Genomic DNA, 15697 nt, shown 5'->3' with positions numbered 1-15697 from the left:
GCCCGGTAGCTCGTCAGGCTCATAACCTGAAGGCCGCAGGTTCAAATCCTGCCCCCGCAACCATCTTTACTTGCGAAGACCCCGCCCCGGAGGCGGGGTTTTTCGTTTGTGCGGAAATCGTAAGGATTCCAGCAAGATCGCCTTGAACGTCGATCTCCACCTTGCCCTCAACAGGCGTCAGCACGATCTGATCTACCAACGAGCGAATGGTGTCGGCTGCCTCTACCCGCTTGCCCTCTTCTTCATCCTGAAGCGAGTCGTAGAGCTGCTGGATGCGCTTGCGGTATTGCAGCGCCATGCTCGGGTGCAACAGGGCCGGCGGCTCGTCAGCTTCGGCCAGGAACAGTTCCAGTTCCTTCTTCCGCTTTTCCAAGCTCACCATCTTCGCATTGAGAGCGTCGGCAGCGCCGCCTTTAAGGATCAGGTTGAGCAGGGTTTCGAGTTCCCGATCAATCTTCGCGATCTCGGCTTCCGCCGAGGCAATACCGGCGCGGCCTTCCATTCGTAGGCGGTTCATCTCTTGCGTGAACACCTCGCAGAAATGGGCAAACAGCTCAGGGTCAACGAGTCGGGTGCGCAGCGCATTCAGCACGCGCGATTCCAACTCGTCGCGACGGATATTGACGCGGTTGTTACAGGTGCCCTTATTGCGAGCTGTAGAGCATCCGATCAGCGTTGCCGAGATCGCGGAGTACCCGCCACCACAGCATGAACATTTGGTGAGGCCCGAGAAGAGGTATTTTGGGCGCCGCCGATGATTGACAGTGCGGACATCCGTGCAGCCGTTGTCGTCGCGGGTGAGCTTGTTCTTCTCCTGCCGTGCCTTCACAGCATTCCAGAGATCATCGTCGAGGATCCGAAGCTCTGGTGTCTCCTGGATGACCCATTCCGATTCGGGGTTGGGGCGCGCCTGCCGCTTTCCGGTGTTCGGGTCCTTTACGAAGCGCTGCCGGTTCCAGACGATCTTGCCGACATACATCTCATTATTGAGGATGCCGTTGCCACGCTTCGGGTTGCCGTTGATCGTGCTGAAACCCCAGTCGCCGCCCGAAGGGGCCGGAATGCCGTCCTTGTTCAGTGCAAAGGCTATGGTCTTGGCCGACTTGCCGGCCGCGTAGTCGCGGAAAATGCGGCGAACGACGGCGGCCTGGTCTTCGTTGATGGTGCGGTCGCCGCGAATGGGTTCGCCATTGGCATCCAGCTTCTTGACCACATCGTAGCCATAGGAATTGCCGCCACCCGATTTGCCAGCCTCAACACGGCCGCGCTGGCCGCGGCGGGTCTTGTCGGCAAGATCCTTGAGGAAGAGGGCATTCATTGTGCCCTTGAGGCCGACATGCAGATGGCTGACCTCGCCCTCCGACAGGGTGAATATCTTCACATCCGCATAGGACACGCGTTTGAAGATTCCGGCGATGTCTTCCTGATCACGCGAGAGGCGATCCATAGCCTCTGAGAGGATCACGTCGAAGCGACCAGCCATGGCGTCGGTCATCAGAGCCTGGATGCCCGGACGGATCAGCGAAGCGCCGGAGATTGCGTGGTCGGTATATTCTTCGATGACGTGCCAACCTTGCTTTTCGGCATGGAGGCGGCACATGCGAAGTTGGTCGGCGATGGAAGCGTCGCGTTGATTGTCAGAAGAATAACGGGCGTAAATCGCAACTTTCAAAACATTGCTCCCATCTGCATCAGGAGGTGCGCTTCCTCCTTTGCCTGGATAACTTCACTTCCTCGGCAAAGCATTCCCGTGCCGCCTGCTTTGCCAGGATGCCGACCAGACGCAGAAGGCGAGGGTCGGGACTGCCGCGCGGCGTAAACGTCAACTCCGGCGCGTCCAGCAGCAAAGATTCGAGCAGCGCTTCGCGCTCGGCTCCTGTCATCTTTGCTATGTTTTGTGAGGCTCGCAAGGTCATAACTGACAGCATTGGTCCCGTGCCCGGTATAAGCAATGGAATTTACGGGCGAACATTTGGCGGCGATCAGTATGCCGACGCGTGTCATGGCGAGCGGCGGCGTGATCTGGCGTGCCGTGGCATAGTGAAATGACCTGTCGGAATCGATCGCTGTCGCCGTCATCTTTGGCCTCGATACTACCCCATCGGAAGCTGTTGCTTGTGGATGTGATTTTATCGTATTGTATTTAGAGCTACAAGATGCCATCTTCCGACCAAGGAGAATCGTCATGGCCAACACTGCGGAACGCAAGGAATATCCGATCTCAATGCGTCTGCCCGAGGCCGATGTTGCCATGATCGATCGTGCCGCCAGCCTGCGCGGCCGTTCGCGCACCGATTTCGTGCGAGATGCCGCTGTGCGCGCGGCCGAGGAGGTCGTCATGGAGCAGGGCCTGATCCGGATGAGCCCGGAAGGCTTTGCTCAGTTCATGGATGTGCTGTCGCGCCCGGCCGCTCCTGTTCCGGATATGGTTGAAGTGCTGAAGCGGCCTGCGCCGTGGGAGCCCGGCTACGGGGCGAAGCGGTAACCCCTTGCTGCTTTCAGGACCCGAGCCGCTTTCCGCCGACCAGGATGTTTCCCAGTTTTCCTGTGGCAAGCCGACGCTCGACCACTGGCTGAAAACCCGAGCGCTCTCCAATCAGCAGAAGGGCTTTACCGCCGTTCTCGTCGTGCATGAGGCAGGGCGTGTGGTGGGATATTACGGCCTTGCACCAATAGCCGTTGTGCCATCGGTGCTACCGCGCTCCATCCGGACGGGGCAGCCGCCTAATCCAATTCCCTGCATGCTGCTTGGTCAGCTCGCGACCGACATCGGCTCCGCCGGGGTGGGCATCGGGACTGGCCTTGTGAAGCATGCCCTCCAACGCTGCGTTCAGGCCGCATCGCTGATCGGTGGGCGGGCATTGATGGTCAACGCCGTCGACGGGGAGGCTGCCGAATTCTGGCGGCGCCGAGGATTTGAGCCTACCAGAGATGATGAACTGGTCCTGTTTCGCTCGATCAGCGATATTGCTGCGTCGCTCCGTGAGGCTGGAAGGTGAATAGCCCGATGTTTCGTGGACGTCTTCCTTGCTAAATTTGAGGCAAGGACCTGCGCCGGACATTCAAGACGGTGACCGGCAAGGCGAGGATCTCGAAGGAAATCCGCTTCCGGCTCCAGAACCACGCGTTGCAGGATGCCAGCTGCAAGAACCATCCCGCTAGGCTCCACATAGTGGAAAAGCGCGCCTACATGACGAAACGGCACAGGTTCGTCTGCGCCACGCAGCAGCGCCGATTGCACGAAATTGAGCAAGCGGTGGCTGGCGGAGGCCGTGGTCATCGCGTCTCGTGGCCTCCGAGCTCGCGCCGGTCCTGATCGCGCACCAGCCAGTGAACACCGCCGAGCGCAAGCGCCGCGCCCGCGAGTGCTGCAATCTTGGATGATTCCGTCTCGCTGAGGTCCAAGATGATGAATTTGCGCGCGATGGCGAGGAGCGCGATCAGCACGATCGTGCGGACCTGGAGGATCCCGAAGCTGCGTTCGGTCGCAACAAGAAGGGAGCGCTTGAACTCAAGCGCGATCACCACGGTGAAGATCATGCCGAACACCACCTGGAAGGTGGCGTAGTCGAGAGTGTCGAATGCCCCCAGAAGCAAGCGGTTCACGACTTCGCGCATCAGCGCCCAGACCGACGCCACGATGATCGCCGCAATGATGACGCTGAGGACGAAGATGACAACTTGCTCGAACTTCTCGTAGAGCGTCATCGCCGACCATTGTTCACGGGTTAGCCCGGATCGTTTCAGGTCTTTCATCATTCCCCCTCGAAAGCCGCCCCGGAGAAACAGGCTCCCCGGGGCTCACCAGACGGCGTGATATCAAACGGAGCTGAGCGGACGCCGCAAACCGGCGACACCCAATGTGGCAAATCAGCCGTTCTTGACATCGATGCGCTTGATCTTCGCCTGCGCCTCGGGTGTCTGGGGCAGCTTGATCGTCAGAACCCCGTTCTTGAAGGATGCCTGCGCCTTTTCGCCATCCACGCCGGGAGGGAGCGGAATTGTCCGGTAGATTGCGCCGTAGCTGCGCTCGGACAGGTAATACCCCTTCTTCTCCACCTGGCGCTCGATCTTCTTCTCCCCCTTCACAGTCAACATGTCATCGTTGACCGTCACCTCGATGTCCTTCATCTCCATGCCCGGCAGCTCGATCGACACTTCGATCGCGTTGTCGGTCTCGACCATGTCGGATTTGGCTTCGCCGCTGCCCCAGGGCCATTCGAACTGACCGACCCGGTTCCAAAAGTTCTCGAACACATGGTTCATTTCGCGCTGGAGTGTCGCGATCGGGTTGTCTTCGCTGCTCTTGGCGTCTGGCGCGCCGTCCTTGCGCGCCCAGGGGATGAGGTCTTTGATCTGCATGATATGGTCTCCTTCGGTTTTCAGGCGCCCTTGACGGCGATCCTTTTCGGCTGCGCTTCAGGGGCCCGGGGGAGCGTTAAAGTTAGGACGCCTCCTCGCATCTCGGCTTCGATCCTGTCGGGGTCGAAGTCCTCGGAAAGCGTGAAGGCACGCTCGAAATCGCCCTCGCCATATTCGGCATAGGCAAGTTCGAGATTTTTCGGCCGCACCGGGTCAACCTTGCCGCGGATCGTCAACACACGATTTTCGAGCGTGATTTCGATCGCATCGGCGGCGACCCCAGGCATTTCAAGCATCATGGAGAAACCCTGATCGGTCTCGACGATATCGGTCGACGGGCGGTAGATGCGTCCGCCGCCGGTGGTCTCAGGCGAGTCGGTCGGCGTCTTTTCGGCGGCTTGCGAGATGTCGGTGCTCATCGTTCCAGCTCCTCTCAGGCTGCCTTGATCTCGATTTTCTTCGGCTTTTCTGCCTCGGGCCGGCAGATGACGATCCGCAATACGCCGTTCGCGGATCGAGCGCCACGGCAAGAGATATCGATCATGAAACTTTTTCAATTCTACGATCACAATGATACCACGCAGGCATAATTCATGCTAGCATTTCAATCTCTAGCGGCGTCTGATGGAGCTTCGCGACGACCAACAGATCCTTGGAGGTCAAATGATGATTGCATCCAACAATGCGTTGATCGGGATGACGATCCATCGGGTCGCCCAGCACATCCAGCAGCGGATCGACGATGAAAGCCGTGAGACCGGTCAGACGCGACTGTCGTGGATGGCAGTCTCCCATGTGGACGAGTCCCGAGCCTCGCGATCGGCGACCTCGCGGCGCGGCTGGAAGTCGGCAGTGCGACAGCCGGGCAACTCGTGGACCGCATGGCGCGGCGGCTTGGTAGAGCGTTCGCCGTCACCGAATGATCGGCTGTCGCAGATCGTTGTGCCGACGAGAAAGACGCAAAAAATCATGCGAGAACTAGATCCCCGACGAGCGGCGCTGAAGGAATACATCTTACCGGATCTATCAGTCGACGAGAGGCGTGTTCTTCTCGCACTTCTCGAACGCATACGTGCGCAGCTTTCACGCTAGAGGGAGCAAATCGGTATGGAAAGGAAGACTGAATCTTCTCGAGCAATCGGCGCAGGATCCTGCAACGAGAGACACTGGACGAGCCCGATCTTGTGGCAATTGGGTCCAAGGTGAAAAGAACGGAAGCGGTCGCTGCGTGAGACTGTCATTGGCGCAGATGATCGGCGAACAACCCTAACTGGATAAAGAAAACGGAGGAGAGAAATGGCAAACGGAGCTTGCGATATTTGCGGTCGCCCGGCGACGGCGCGCGTGCGCGCCTCGGTGAACGGCAGGGTTCAGAACATGGAGCTTTGCGACCAGCATTACAGCGAAATGGCGCGCCGGTCGGGTCGCAGCGCCTCGCCCCTGGAGTCCCTGTTCGGACGGCGCTCCCTTCTTGACGAATTCTTTGGCGAGAGCGGTTTGGGCAGCCTCTTTGGTGACAGTCCGCAGCGAAGCGGCACGCTCGGCGCCTTGGGTGACGGCGATGACGCTGCCGCCGACGCCACCTTCGGCGAGGGCGCGCCGCGGCGTGGGTCGCGGCGCGGCGGCGGACGCACCATCGCCGACCGGCTGAGCGAACAGGGCAACAAGCTGCTGCAGGATGCCGCACAGAAGGCCGGGGAATTCGGGCGCAGCGAGGTCGATACTGAACATCTGCTTTTGGCATTGACCTCGTCTGACGTCGTCAAGACGATCCTGGAACAGTTCAAGGTCGATGTGGACGATCTGCGGCGCCAGATCGAGAAGGAAGCGAAGCGTGGAGAGGCCAAGGCGGAGGGCGAAATCGGCGTCAGTCCTCGCCTGAAGGACGCGCTGAACCGGGCCTTCATCGCCTCGAACGAACTCGGCCATTCCTATGTCGGTCCCGAGCACCTGCTGATCGGCCTTGCCGAGGAAGGTGAAGGCCTGGCCGCGTCGATCCTGCGCAAATACGGATTGACGCCGCAGGCGCTTCGCCAGCAGGTGACCAAGGTCGTGGGCAAGGGAGCCGAGGAGGGCCGCGTGGATGCGCCTTCCAGCACGCCTGATCTCGACCAGTTCAGCCGTGACCTGACGAAGCTCGCCCGCGAGGGCAAGCTCGATCCCGTTATCGGCCGCGCCCGCGAGATTGAGACGACGATCGAAGTGCTGGCCCGCCGGAAAAAGAACAACCCGGTGCTGATCGGCGAGCCCGGCGTGGGCAAGACCGCCATCGTCGAGGGACTTGCACAACGGATCGTCGCGGGCGAAGTGCCCGAGGCGCTGCGCGACAAGCGGCTGGTCGAGCTCAACATCAACTCGATGGTGGCCGTTCGCCTGGGCCCGCCGAGTCAGCTCGGTGAAACTTCCACGTGGAAGTCGCCAATGTGCCACGGCGTCATTGCTGCCTTTTTGCTCGCCCGATCCCCATCGTGGAAGTCGCTGCGGAGGCCGACGCCATGGTGACGGTGTTCGGCATTCTGAATCTCACCGAGGACTCCTTCTTCGATGAGAGCCGGCGGCTAGACCCCGCCGGCGCTGTCACCGCGGCGATCGAAATGCTGCGAGTCGGATCAGACGTCGTGGATGTCGGACCGGCCGCCAGCCATCCGGACGCGAGGCCTGTATCGCCGGCCGATGAGATCAGACGTATTGCGCCGCTCTTAGACGCCCTGTCCGATCAGATGCACCGTGTTTCAATCGACAGCTTCCAACCGGAAACCCAGCGCTATGCGCTCAAGCGCGGCGTGGGCTACCTGAACGATATCCAAGGATTTCCTGACCCTGCGCTCTATCCCGATATTGCTGAGGCGGACTGCAGGCTGGTGGTTATGCACTCAGCGCAGCGGGATGGCATCGCCACCCGCACCGGTCACCTTCGACCCGAAGACGCGCTCGACGAGATTGTGCGGTTCTTCGAGGCGCGGGTTTCCGCCTTGCGACGGAGCGGGGTCGCTGCCGACCGGCTCATCCTCGATCCGGGGATGGGATTTTTCTTGAGCCCCGCACCGGAAACATCGCTGCACGTGCTGTCGAACCTTCAAAAGCTGAAGTCGGCGTTGGGGCTTCCGCTATTGGTCTCGGTGTCGCGGAAATCCTTCTTGGGCGCCACCGTTGGCCTTCCTGTAAAGGATCTGGGTCCAGCGAGCCTTGCGGCGGAACTTCACGCGATCGGCAATGGCGCTGACTACGTCCGCACCCACGCGCCTGGAGATCTGCGAAGCGCAATCACCTTCTCGGAAACCCTCGCGAAATTTCGCAGTCGCGACGCCAGAGACCGAGGGTTAGATCATGCCTAGCATTCACCTTCCGGCCGCCCGCTAGCGGACCCTGGTCAGGTTCCGCGAAGGTGGGCGCAGACATGCTGGGCTCGTCAGGATCAAACTGCACTATGAGGCGGCGGTTCATACCGCGCCAGGGGAGCGAATGGACAGCGAGGAGCCTCCGAACGTTCGGGTCGCCTGCTCGGGTGATATCGACGAGGTTGTGCGGCTGATGCACGACGCTGCGGCGTGGATGTCCGCCAAGGGAACGCCCGCCTGGGACGTCGCGCGGATCGACCGGACATTCGCGGAGACCTTCGTCCTGAGATCCGAGCTCCTAGTCGCGAGTTGCAGCGACGGCATCGTCGGCTGTTGCACCTTGTCGGCCGAGGATCCCGAGTTCTGGCCCGACGCCCTCAAGGGGGAGGCCGCATATCTGCACAAGCTCGCGGTGCGACGGACACATGCGGGCCGGGGTGTCAGCTCCGCGCTGATCGAGGCTTGCCGCCATGCCGCGCGAACGCAGGGGTGCGCCAAGCTGCGGCTCGACTGCCACCCGAACCTGCGTGGCCTATACGAGCGGCTCGGATTCACCCACGTCGACACTTTCAATCCCGGCTGGGATCCAACCTTCATCGCAGAACGCCTAGAACTCGAAATCTAACGTCCGTTCGGGCATCGAGGTCCATGTCGGGGTGGGACGGGCCCGTGGCTTCAAGATCACTTGCAGTCCGACCGCGATGTCTTGGTTGCGCGAGAGGTTGTCGATATCCTCCACTTCCATCATCAACCCTGGATAATGCCGCCGCCGTCATCGCCGCCGACGCCCGTGCCGGGCTTTTCGGGCCTGTCAGGCTTGCTCGGCCTTCAGCCTGCCTGGGCGAGATCTCCGGCGGACGGATTAACGGCGGAGCTTCGCCGCCTTTCGTGCGTGTGAAGGCCGAAGATAGTTCTCTCAAAAACATCCGTTTATGAGAGATACCAAAGCCGACAGTCTGCCGAAGGTTGAAGGTCTCTCAAAACTGCCTCTCGCTTCCGATCTCTCACCGATCTACGTTTCTAAGTGTTTTGAGAGGAGAACAGCATGTTGGTGGGGTACTGTCATTTTCAGAAGACGACTGCACCAGTTGATTGGGCGTAATGGCTGTTGTGCAGCCAGCTCCTGACAGTTCAATATCAGAAGTGATCTGCACCAATCTCGACTATGCTCAATACTCGTGTGCACCAAAGCGAGGTGAGCATGGCGACGGACACCCCACGGATTCCAGAACAAGGCGTGGCCACTCTGCCTGATGAGGCTTGGGAGCGTGCGCGCCGTCGTGCGGAGATCATCAGTCCGTTGGCGCAGTCGGAGACGGTCGGGCACGAAGCGGCCGATATGGCGGCTCAGGCGCTGGGCTTGTCTCGGCGCCAGGTATACGTTCTGATCCGGCGTGCCCGGCAAGGCAGCGGCCTCGTGACGGATCTGGTGCCCGGCCAGTCCGGTGGAGGTAAAGGTAAGGGGCGCTTGCCGGAACCGGTCGAGCGCGTCATCCACGAGCTACTGCAAAAGCGGTTCCTGACCAAGCAGAAGCGCAGCCTAGCGGCCTTTCACCGCGAAGTCACTCAGGTGTGCAAGGCTCAAAAACTGCGAGTGCCGGCGCGCAATACCGTGGCCTTACGGATCGCTAGCCTTGACCCGCGCAAGGTCATCCGCCGGCGGGAAGGCCAGGATGCCGCTCGTGACCTACAAGGTGTGGGCGGCGAGCCTCCTGCCGTGACCGCGCCGCTGGAGCAGGTGCAGATAGACCATACGGTCATCGACCTGATCGTGGTCGATGACCGCGACCGGCAACCTATTGGCCGCCCGTACCTGACCCTCGCCATCGACGTGTTCACCCGCTGCGTGCTCGGCATGGTCGTCACGCTGGAAGCGCCGTCTGCCGTTTCGGTTGGCCTGTGCCTCGTGCATGTCGCCTGCGACAAGCGCCCTTGGCTGGAAGGACTGAACGTGGAAATGGATTGGCAGATGAGCGGCAAGCCCTTGCTGCTCTACCTAGACAACGCGGCCGAGTTCAAGAGCGAGGCCCTGCGCCGGGGTTGCGAGCAGCATGGCATCCGGCTGGACTATCGCCCGCTGGGACAGCCGCACTATGGCGGCATCGTGGAACGGATCATCGGCACGGCGATGCAGATGATTCACGACGAACTGCCGGGAACGACCTTCTCCAACCCTGACCAGCGCGGCGACTACGATTCCGAAAACAAGGCCGCCCTGACGCTGCGCGAGCTAGAGCGCTGGCTCACATTGGCGGTCGGCACCTACCACGGTTCGGTGCACAACGGCCTGCTCCAACCGCCGGCCGCGCGCTGGGCCGAGGCCGTGGCGCGTGTCGGCGTACCGGCCGTCGTCACACGCGCTACTTCGTTCCTGGTCGATTTTCTGCCGATCCTCCGGCGCACGCTGACCCGCACCGGCTTTGTCATCGACCACATCCACTACTACGCCGATGCGCTCAAGCCGTGGATTGCGCGGCGTGAACGCTGGCCGTCCTTTCTGATCCGGCGCGATCCGCGCGACATCAGCCGTATCTGGGTCCTGGAACCGGAGGGACAGCATTACCTGGAAATTCCCTACCGTACCTTGTCGCATCCGGCTGTCACCCTCTGGGAACAACGGCAGGCGCTGGCGAAACTGCGGCAGCAAGGGCGCGAACAGGTGGATGAGTCGGCGCTGTTCCGCATGATCGGCCAGATGCGTGAGATTGTGACCAGCGCGCAGAAGGCCACACGCAAGGCGCGGCGTGACGCGGATCGCCGCCAGCACCTCAAGACATCAGCTCGGCCGGACAAGCCCGTTCCGCCGGATACGGATATTGCCGACCCGCAGGCAGACAACTTGCCACCCGCCAAACCGTTCGACCAGATTGAGGAGTGGTAGCCGTGGACGAATATCCCATCATCGACCTGTCCCACCTGCTGCCGGCGGCCCAGGGCTTGGCCCGTCTTCCGGCGGACGAGCGCATCCAGCGCCTTCGCGCCGACCGCTGGATCGGCTATCCGCGCGCAGTCGAGGCGCTGAACCGGCTGGAAGCCCTTTATGCGTGGCCAAACAAGCAACGCATGCCCAACCTGCTGCTGGTTGGCCCGACCAACAATGGCAAGTCGATGATCGTCGAGAAGTTCCGCCGCACCCACCCGGCCAGCTCCGACGCCGACCAGGAGCACATCCCGGTGTTGGTCGTGCAGATGCCGTCCGAGCCGTCCGTGATCCGCTTCTACGTCGCGCTGCTCGCCGCGATGGGCGCGCCGCTGCGCCCACGCCCACGGTTGCCGGAAATGGAGCAACTGGCTCTGGCACTGCTGCGCAAGGTCGGCGTGCGCATGCTGGTGATCGACGAGCTGCACAACGTGCTGGCCGGCAACAGCGTCAACCGCCGGGAATTCCTCAACCTGCTGCGCTTCCTCGGCAACGAACTGCGCATCCCGTTGGTTGGGGTAGGCACGCGCGACGCCTACCTAGCCATCCGCTCCGATGACCAGTTGGAAAATCGCTTCGAGCCGATGATGCTGCCGGTATGGGAGGCCAACGACGATTGCTGCTCACTGCTGGCCAGCTTCGCCGCTTCGCTCCCGCTGCGCCGGCCTTCCCCAATTGCCACGCTGGACATGGCTCGCTACCTGCTCACACGCAGCGAGGGCACCATAGGGGAACTGGCGCACTTGCTGATGGCGGCGGCCATCGTCGCCGTGGAGAGCGGCGAGGAAGCGATCAACCATCGCACACTCAGCATGGCCGTTTACACCGGACCCAGCGAGCGGCGGCGGCAATTCGAGCGGGAACTGATGTGAAGCCTGCGCCGCGCTGGCCGCTGCATCCCGCCCCGAAAGAAGGCGAGGCGCTGTCCTCATGGCTCAACCGCGTGGCCCTTTGCTATCACATGGAGGAGCCCGACCTGCTGGAGCACGATCTTGGTCACGGCCAGGTCGATGACCTGGACACCGCGCCACCACTCTCGCTGCTGGCGTTGCTTTCCCAGCGGAGCGGCATCGAGCTGGACCGGCTGCGCTGTATGAGTTTCGCCGGATGGGTGCCTTGGCTACTGGACAGCCTTGATGACCAGATTCCAGACGCCTTGGAAACCTATGCGTTTCAGCTCTCGGTGTTGCTGCCAAGACTCCGCCGTAAGACGCGATCCATCACGAGCTGGCGTGCCTGGCTGCCCAGCCAGCCGATAAACCGCGCCTGTCCGCTCTGCCTGAGCGATCCGGAGAACCAAGCCGTACTGCTCGCGTGGAAGCTGCCCCTGATGCTGAGCTGCCCGCTGCATGGCTGCTGGCTGGAATCCTATTGGGGCGTGCCAGGGCGGTTTCTCGGCTGGGAGAACGCCGACGCCGAACCGCGCACCGCCAGCGACGCGATTGCGGCGATGGACCAGCGTACCTGGCAGGCACTGACAACCGGTCACGTGGAGCTGCCGCGCCGACGCATCCACGCCGGATTGTGGTTTCGACTTCTTCGCACGCTGCTCGATGAGCTGAACACCCCGCTTTCCGCGTGCGGAACCTGCGCGGGGTATCCCCGCCAAGTCTGGGAAGGCTGCGGGCATCCGCTGCGTGCTGGGCAAAGTCTGTGGCGACCGTATGAAACCCTGAATCCGATAGTACGGTTACAGATGCTGGAGGCGGCGGCAACGGCAATCAGCTTGATTGAGGTGAGGGACATCAGCCCGCCAGGCGAGCAGGCAAAGCTATTCTGGTCCGAGCCCCAAACCGGGTTCACCAGTGGCCTGCCGACGAAAGCGCCGAAGCCCGAGCCCATCAATCACTGGCAGCGTGCAGTCCAGGCCATCGACGAGGCCATCATTGAAGCGCGACACAACCCCGAGACGGCACGCTCGCTGTTCGCGTTGGCTTCCTATGGTCGGCGCGATCCCGCTTCCTTGGAACGGTTGCGCGCCACCTTCGTGAAGGAAGGCATCCCGCCGGAATTTCTGTCACATTACCTGCCTGATGCACCCTTTGCATGTCTTAAACAAAATGACGGGTTAAGTGACAAATTTTGACGGATAGAGCTTTCCGGCTCACACTGTCACATAATCGAACGTATACGTGACGGGTGAAAAGGTGCTGATCGGCTACATGCGGGTATCGAAGGCGGACGGATCCCAGTCCACCAATTTGCAACGCGATGCGCTCATCGCCGCTGGTGTGAGCCTTGCGCACCTTTACGAGGATCTGGCCTCGGGCAGGCGCGATGATCGCCCAGGGTTGGCTGCTTGCCTGAAGGCGCTTCGTGAAGGGGACACGCTGATCGTGTGGAAGCTCGATCGGCTTGGCCGTGATCTGCGCCACCTGATCAACACCGTGCACGACCTAACTGCGCGTAGCGTGGGCCTGAAGGTCCTGACCGGTCACGGTGCGGCGGTCGACACGACGACTGCCGCCGGCAAGCTTGTGTTCGGTATTTTTGCCGCGCTGGCCGAGTTCGAGCGTGAGTTGATTTCCGAGCGAACAGTCGCTGGACTTATCTCGGCGCGCGCTCGCGGCAGGAAAGGGGGGCGCCCCTTCAAGATGACCGCCGCCAAGCTACGCCTGGCGATGGCCAGCATGGGGCAACCGGAAACCAAGGTGGGCGATCTCTGCGAAGAACTCGGGATTACCCGGCAGACGCTCTACCGGCACGTGTCGCCCAAGGGCGAACTGCGGCCAGACGGCGTAAAGCTGCTCTCCCTCGGTTCAGCCGCATAAATGGAGGCGACCTGGAACGGGGCGCTGTTCAGTGCGGCAACGATCCGATTACCGGTGTCGACCCAGAGCAGCCGTAGAGCTTTTGGGAAAGCTGTCGTTCAACGCTAAGCTTTGGGGCGGCTGGAGCGCAGCGTAAGCCGTCCCAGCCGCGATAGCGGCGACAACAGCGCCTTGTTAGCTGCACCTACTCCTTAACAGGGTAACGGCTGGAAATAGCGATGCGATTCCATGTGTTGATAACAACAGCAAGCCACTCAATCGCCGACACTTCTTCTTCGGAAAGACTTTCTGAGGCTTGCTTGTAGATTGCATCCGGCAGTTGGTCGTCAGAGATCAGCGTGATTGCCTCTACAAGTTCCAACGCAGCACGCTCTTTTGGAGAGAAGTAATCAGTCTCTTCCCATGCAGCAAGAACAGCCAGGCGATCACTAGACTCTCCGCTGGCCAGAGCATCCCGCGCATGCAGTCTGACACAGAAAGCACATCGATTGATCTGGGATGCGCGTAGGCGCAAAAGATGCGAGAAGCCTTCCGTAACGCCTGCACTGGTTAAGGCTTCAGAGACAAGCCGATCTAGTTCAACAACTGTCTGGTACAAGTTGGGTGCGGACTTGCCAAGATTTACTCTTTCGGTCATGTGATCTCCTTAGGTTGTACGGCTAACGCTCAAAGCAGCTGCGCGGTACGCGTCGGCTGCCTTTGCTTGTTAGCAGCCTGAACCGGACTTGCGCGGCTTGCCGCCCTGGCAAACTCGAACGACGGCACGGCTGCTTTTAATTAAAACTAAACCGGCCAGCTGCGATACGGCGAGCCAACCGGAACCTGTAAAATTGTTTAAGCGAAGCCACAAAGAACAACGCTACCGCCACCACCGTTTGCAGTAAACCCACAAACTGGCGAACTTTACCTTTTGGCGCTGCGCTATGAAAACTAAACGCGAGCAATGCTGGAACAATACAACGGACTAAAACCGTTAAAACCCGAAAACCTGCTAACTTTGTTTTAGGGCGACTGCCCTGCTGCGTAACATCGTTGCTGCTCCATAACATCAAACATCGACCCACGGCGTAACGCGCTTGCTGCTTGGATGCCCGAGGCATAGACTGTACAAAAAAACAGTCATAACAAGCCATGAAAACCGCCACTGCGCCGTTACCACCGCTGCGTTCGGTCAAGGTTCTGGACCAGTTGCGTGAGCGCATACGCTACTTGCATTACAGCTTACGAACCGAACAGGCTTATGTCCACTGGGTTCGTGCCTTCATCCGTTTCCACGGTGTGCGTCACCCGGCAACCTTGGGCAGCAGCGAAGTCGAGGCATTTCTGTCCTGGCTGGCGAACGAGCGCAAGGTTTCGGTCTCCACGCATCGTCAGGCATTGGCGGCCTTGCTGTTCTTCTACGGCAAGGTGCTGTGCACGGATCTGCCCTGGCTTCAGGAGATCGGAAGACCTCGGCCGTCGCGGCGCTTGCCGGTGGTGCTGACCCCGGATGAAGTGGTTCGCATCCTCGGTTTTCTGGAAGGCGAGCATCGTTTGTTCGCCCAGCTTCTGTATGGAACGGGCATGCGGATCAGTGAGGGTTTGCAACTGCGGGTCAAGGATCTGGATTTCGATCACGGCACGATCATCGTGCGGGAGGGCAAGGGCTCCAAGGATCGGGCCTTGATGTTACCCGAGAGCTTGGCACCCAGCCTGCGCGAGCAGCTGTCGCGTGCACGGGCATGGTGGCTGAAGGACCAGGCCGAGGGCCGCAGCGGCGTTGCGCTTCCCGACGCCCTTGAGCGGAAGTATCCGCGCGCCGGGCATTCCTGGCCGTGGTTCTGGGTTTTTGCGCAGCACACGCATTCGACCGATCCACGGAGCGGTGTCGTGCGTCGCCATCACATGTATGACCAGACCTTTCAGCGCGCCTTCAAACGTGCCGTAGAACAAGCAGGCATCACGAAGCCCGCCACACCGCACACCCTCCGCCACTCGTTCGCGACGGCCTTGCTCCGCAGCGGTTACGACATTCGAACCGTGCAGGATCTGCTCGGCCATTCCGACGTCTCTACGACGATGATTTACACGCATGTGCTGAAAGTTGGCGGTGCCGGAGTGCGCTCACCGCTTGATGCGCTGCCGCCCCTCACTAGTGAGAGGTAGGGCAGCGCAAGTCAATCCTGGCGGATTCACTACCCCTGCGCGAAGGCCATCGGTGCCGCATCGAACGGCCGGTTGCGGAAAGTCCTCCCTGCGTCCGCTGATGGCCGGCAGCAGCCCGTCGTTGCCTGATGGATCCAACCCCTCCGCTGCTATAGTGCAGT

Annotated in this window: 17 protein-coding genes and 1 pseudogene; 11 read left to right on the top strand and 7 right to left on the bottom strand. The window is 61.0% G+C overall.

Translation table 11 applies throughout. From position 1 onward, the window contains the following. Nucleotides 1-19: 19 nt before the first annotated feature. Together CEV33_RS12140 and CEV33_RS12135 are read right to left on the bottom strand one after the other, a co-directional pair. Nucleotides 20-1672 carry a recombinase family protein gene (locus CEV33_RS12140; protein ID WP_081725751.1) on the bottom strand — a complete coding sequence of 551 codons (1653 nt, stop codon included), beginning with the start codon at nt 1670-1672 and terminating at the stop codon, nt 20-22. Nucleotides 1673-1691: 19 nt separating this feature from the next. Further along, nucleotides 1692-1928, bottom strand: a complete 237-nt coding sequence (locus CEV33_RS12135) for a hypothetical protein (protein ID WP_235818408.1) — start codon at nt 1926-1928, stop codon at nt 1692-1694. Between the two features lie 257 nt (nt 1929-2185). On the opposite strand from CEV33_RS12135, the gene CEV33_RS12130 reads away from it, so the two are divergent. After that, a complete protein-coding gene (locus CEV33_RS12130) occupies nt 2186-2485 on the top strand; it encodes a type II toxin-antitoxin system TacA family antitoxin (RefSeq protein WP_094540708.1) in 300 nt (99 codons plus the stop codon). A 4-nt stretch (nt 2486-2489) separates the two neighbouring features. Further along, nucleotides 2490-2999: a GNAT family N-acetyltransferase gene (locus CEV33_RS12125; RefSeq protein WP_094540707.1), complete on the top strand. Its 510-nt coding sequence runs from the start codon at nt 2490-2492 to the stop codon at nt 2997-2999. 277 nt (nt 3000-3276) lie between these two features. Here CEV33_RS12125 and CEV33_RS12120 read toward each other — a convergent pair whose 3' ends face one another. From CEV33_RS12120 to CEV33_RS12110, 3 genes are all read right to left on the bottom strand, one after another. Continuing rightward, the gene (locus tag CEV33_RS12120; protein WP_445433019.1) at nt 3277-3708 is read right to left on the bottom strand and encodes a phosphate-starvation-inducible PsiE family protein; all 432 of its coding nucleotides are present in this window, start codon (nt 3706-3708) and stop codon (nt 3277-3279) included. 162 nt (nt 3709-3870) lie between these two features. Then, a complete protein-coding gene (locus tag CEV33_RS12115) occupies nt 3871-4362 on the bottom strand; it encodes an Hsp20/alpha crystallin family protein (RefSeq protein WP_011982931.1) in 492 nt (163 codons plus the stop codon). Between the two features lie 20 nt (nt 4363-4382). Beyond that, on the bottom strand, nt 4383-4781 hold the full coding sequence (locus tag CEV33_RS12110) for an Hsp20/alpha crystallin family protein (protein ID WP_003603273.1): 399 nt from the start codon (nt 4779-4781) through the stop codon (nt 4383-4385). Between the two features lie 244 nt (nt 4782-5025). On the opposite strand from CEV33_RS12110, the gene CEV33_RS12105 reads away from it, so the two are divergent. From CEV33_RS12105 to CEV33_RS12055, 8 genes and pseudogenes are all read left to right on the top strand, one after another. Further along, nucleotides 5026-5454: a MarR family winged helix-turn-helix transcriptional regulator gene (locus CEV33_RS12105; RefSeq protein ID WP_235818407.1), complete on the top strand. Its 429-nt coding sequence runs from the start codon at nt 5026-5028 to the stop codon at nt 5452-5454. Between the two features lie 204 nt (nt 5455-5658). Further along, a pseudogene (locus CEV33_RS12100) lies at nt 5659-6408 on the top strand (Clp protease N-terminal domain-containing protein); the annotation flags it as partial. Between the two features lie 449 nt (nt 6409-6857). Next, the gene (gene sul1 / locus CEV33_RS12090; protein ID WP_000259031.1) at nt 6858-7697 is read left to right on the top strand and encodes a sulfonamide-resistant dihydropteroate synthase Sul1; all 840 of its coding nucleotides are present in this window, start codon (nt 6858-6860) and stop codon (nt 7695-7697) included. Between the two features lie 127 nt (nt 7698-7824). Then, complete coding sequence (locus tag CEV33_RS12080) at nt 7825-8325, top strand: GNAT family N-acetyltransferase (protein WP_000376623.1); 501 nt, start codon at nt 7825-7827, stop codon at nt 8323-8325. Between the two features lie 576 nt (nt 8326-8901). Then, entirely contained in the window at nt 8902-10581 is a 1680-nt protein-coding gene (locus tag CEV33_RS12070; protein WP_000179844.1) for a Mu transposase C-terminal domain-containing protein, read from the top strand. 2 nt (nt 10582-10583) lie between these two features. After that, complete coding sequence (locus tag CEV33_RS12065; protein ID WP_003155746.1) at nt 10584-11492, top strand: TniB family NTP-binding protein; 909 nt, start codon at nt 10584-10586, stop codon at nt 11490-11492. Continuing rightward, on the top strand, nt 11489-12706 hold the full coding sequence (locus CEV33_RS12060; protein WP_006122485.1) for a TniQ family protein: 1218 nt from the start codon (nt 11489-11491) through the stop codon (nt 12704-12706). Before CEV33_RS12065 ends, CEV33_RS12060 begins: the two co-directional genes overlap by 4 nt. A gap of 61 nt (nt 12707-12767) precedes the next feature. Further along, nucleotides 12768-13391 (top strand): recombinase family protein, encoded by a 624-nt coding sequence (locus CEV33_RS12055; RefSeq protein WP_003155741.1) that lies wholly within the window; start codon nt 12768-12770, stop codon nt 13389-13391. 184 nt (nt 13392-13575) lie between these two features. Here CEV33_RS12055 and CEV33_RS12050 read toward each other — a convergent pair whose 3' ends face one another. Then, nucleotides 13576-14028, bottom strand: a complete 453-nt coding sequence (locus tag CEV33_RS12050) for a carboxymuconolactone decarboxylase family protein (protein ID WP_094540706.1) — start codon at nt 14026-14028, stop codon at nt 13576-13578. Nucleotides 14029-14164: 136 nt separating this feature from the next. Continuing rightward, nucleotides 14165-14524: a hypothetical protein gene (locus CEV33_RS24255; RefSeq protein WP_208620193.1), complete on the bottom strand. Its 360-nt coding sequence runs from the start codon at nt 14522-14524 to the stop codon at nt 14165-14167. Between CEV33_RS24255 and intI1 the strand changes: the two genes are divergently transcribed. Beyond that, nucleotides 14523-15536 (top strand): class 1 integron integrase IntI1, encoded by a 1014-nt coding sequence (gene intI1 / locus CEV33_RS12040; protein WP_000845048.1) that lies wholly within the window; start codon nt 14523-14525, stop codon nt 15534-15536. The two genes, CEV33_RS24255 and intI1, sit on opposite strands and share 2 nt — an antisense overlap. Nucleotides 15537-15697 lie beyond the last annotated feature (161 nt).

Source organism: Brucella grignonensis (genome assembly GCF_002252505.1).
Classification (GTDB): Bacteria; Pseudomonadota; Alphaproteobacteria; order Rhizobiales; family Rhizobiaceae; genus Brucella; species Brucella grignonensis.
This window is presented reverse-complemented; position numbering and strand designations above follow the sequence as displayed.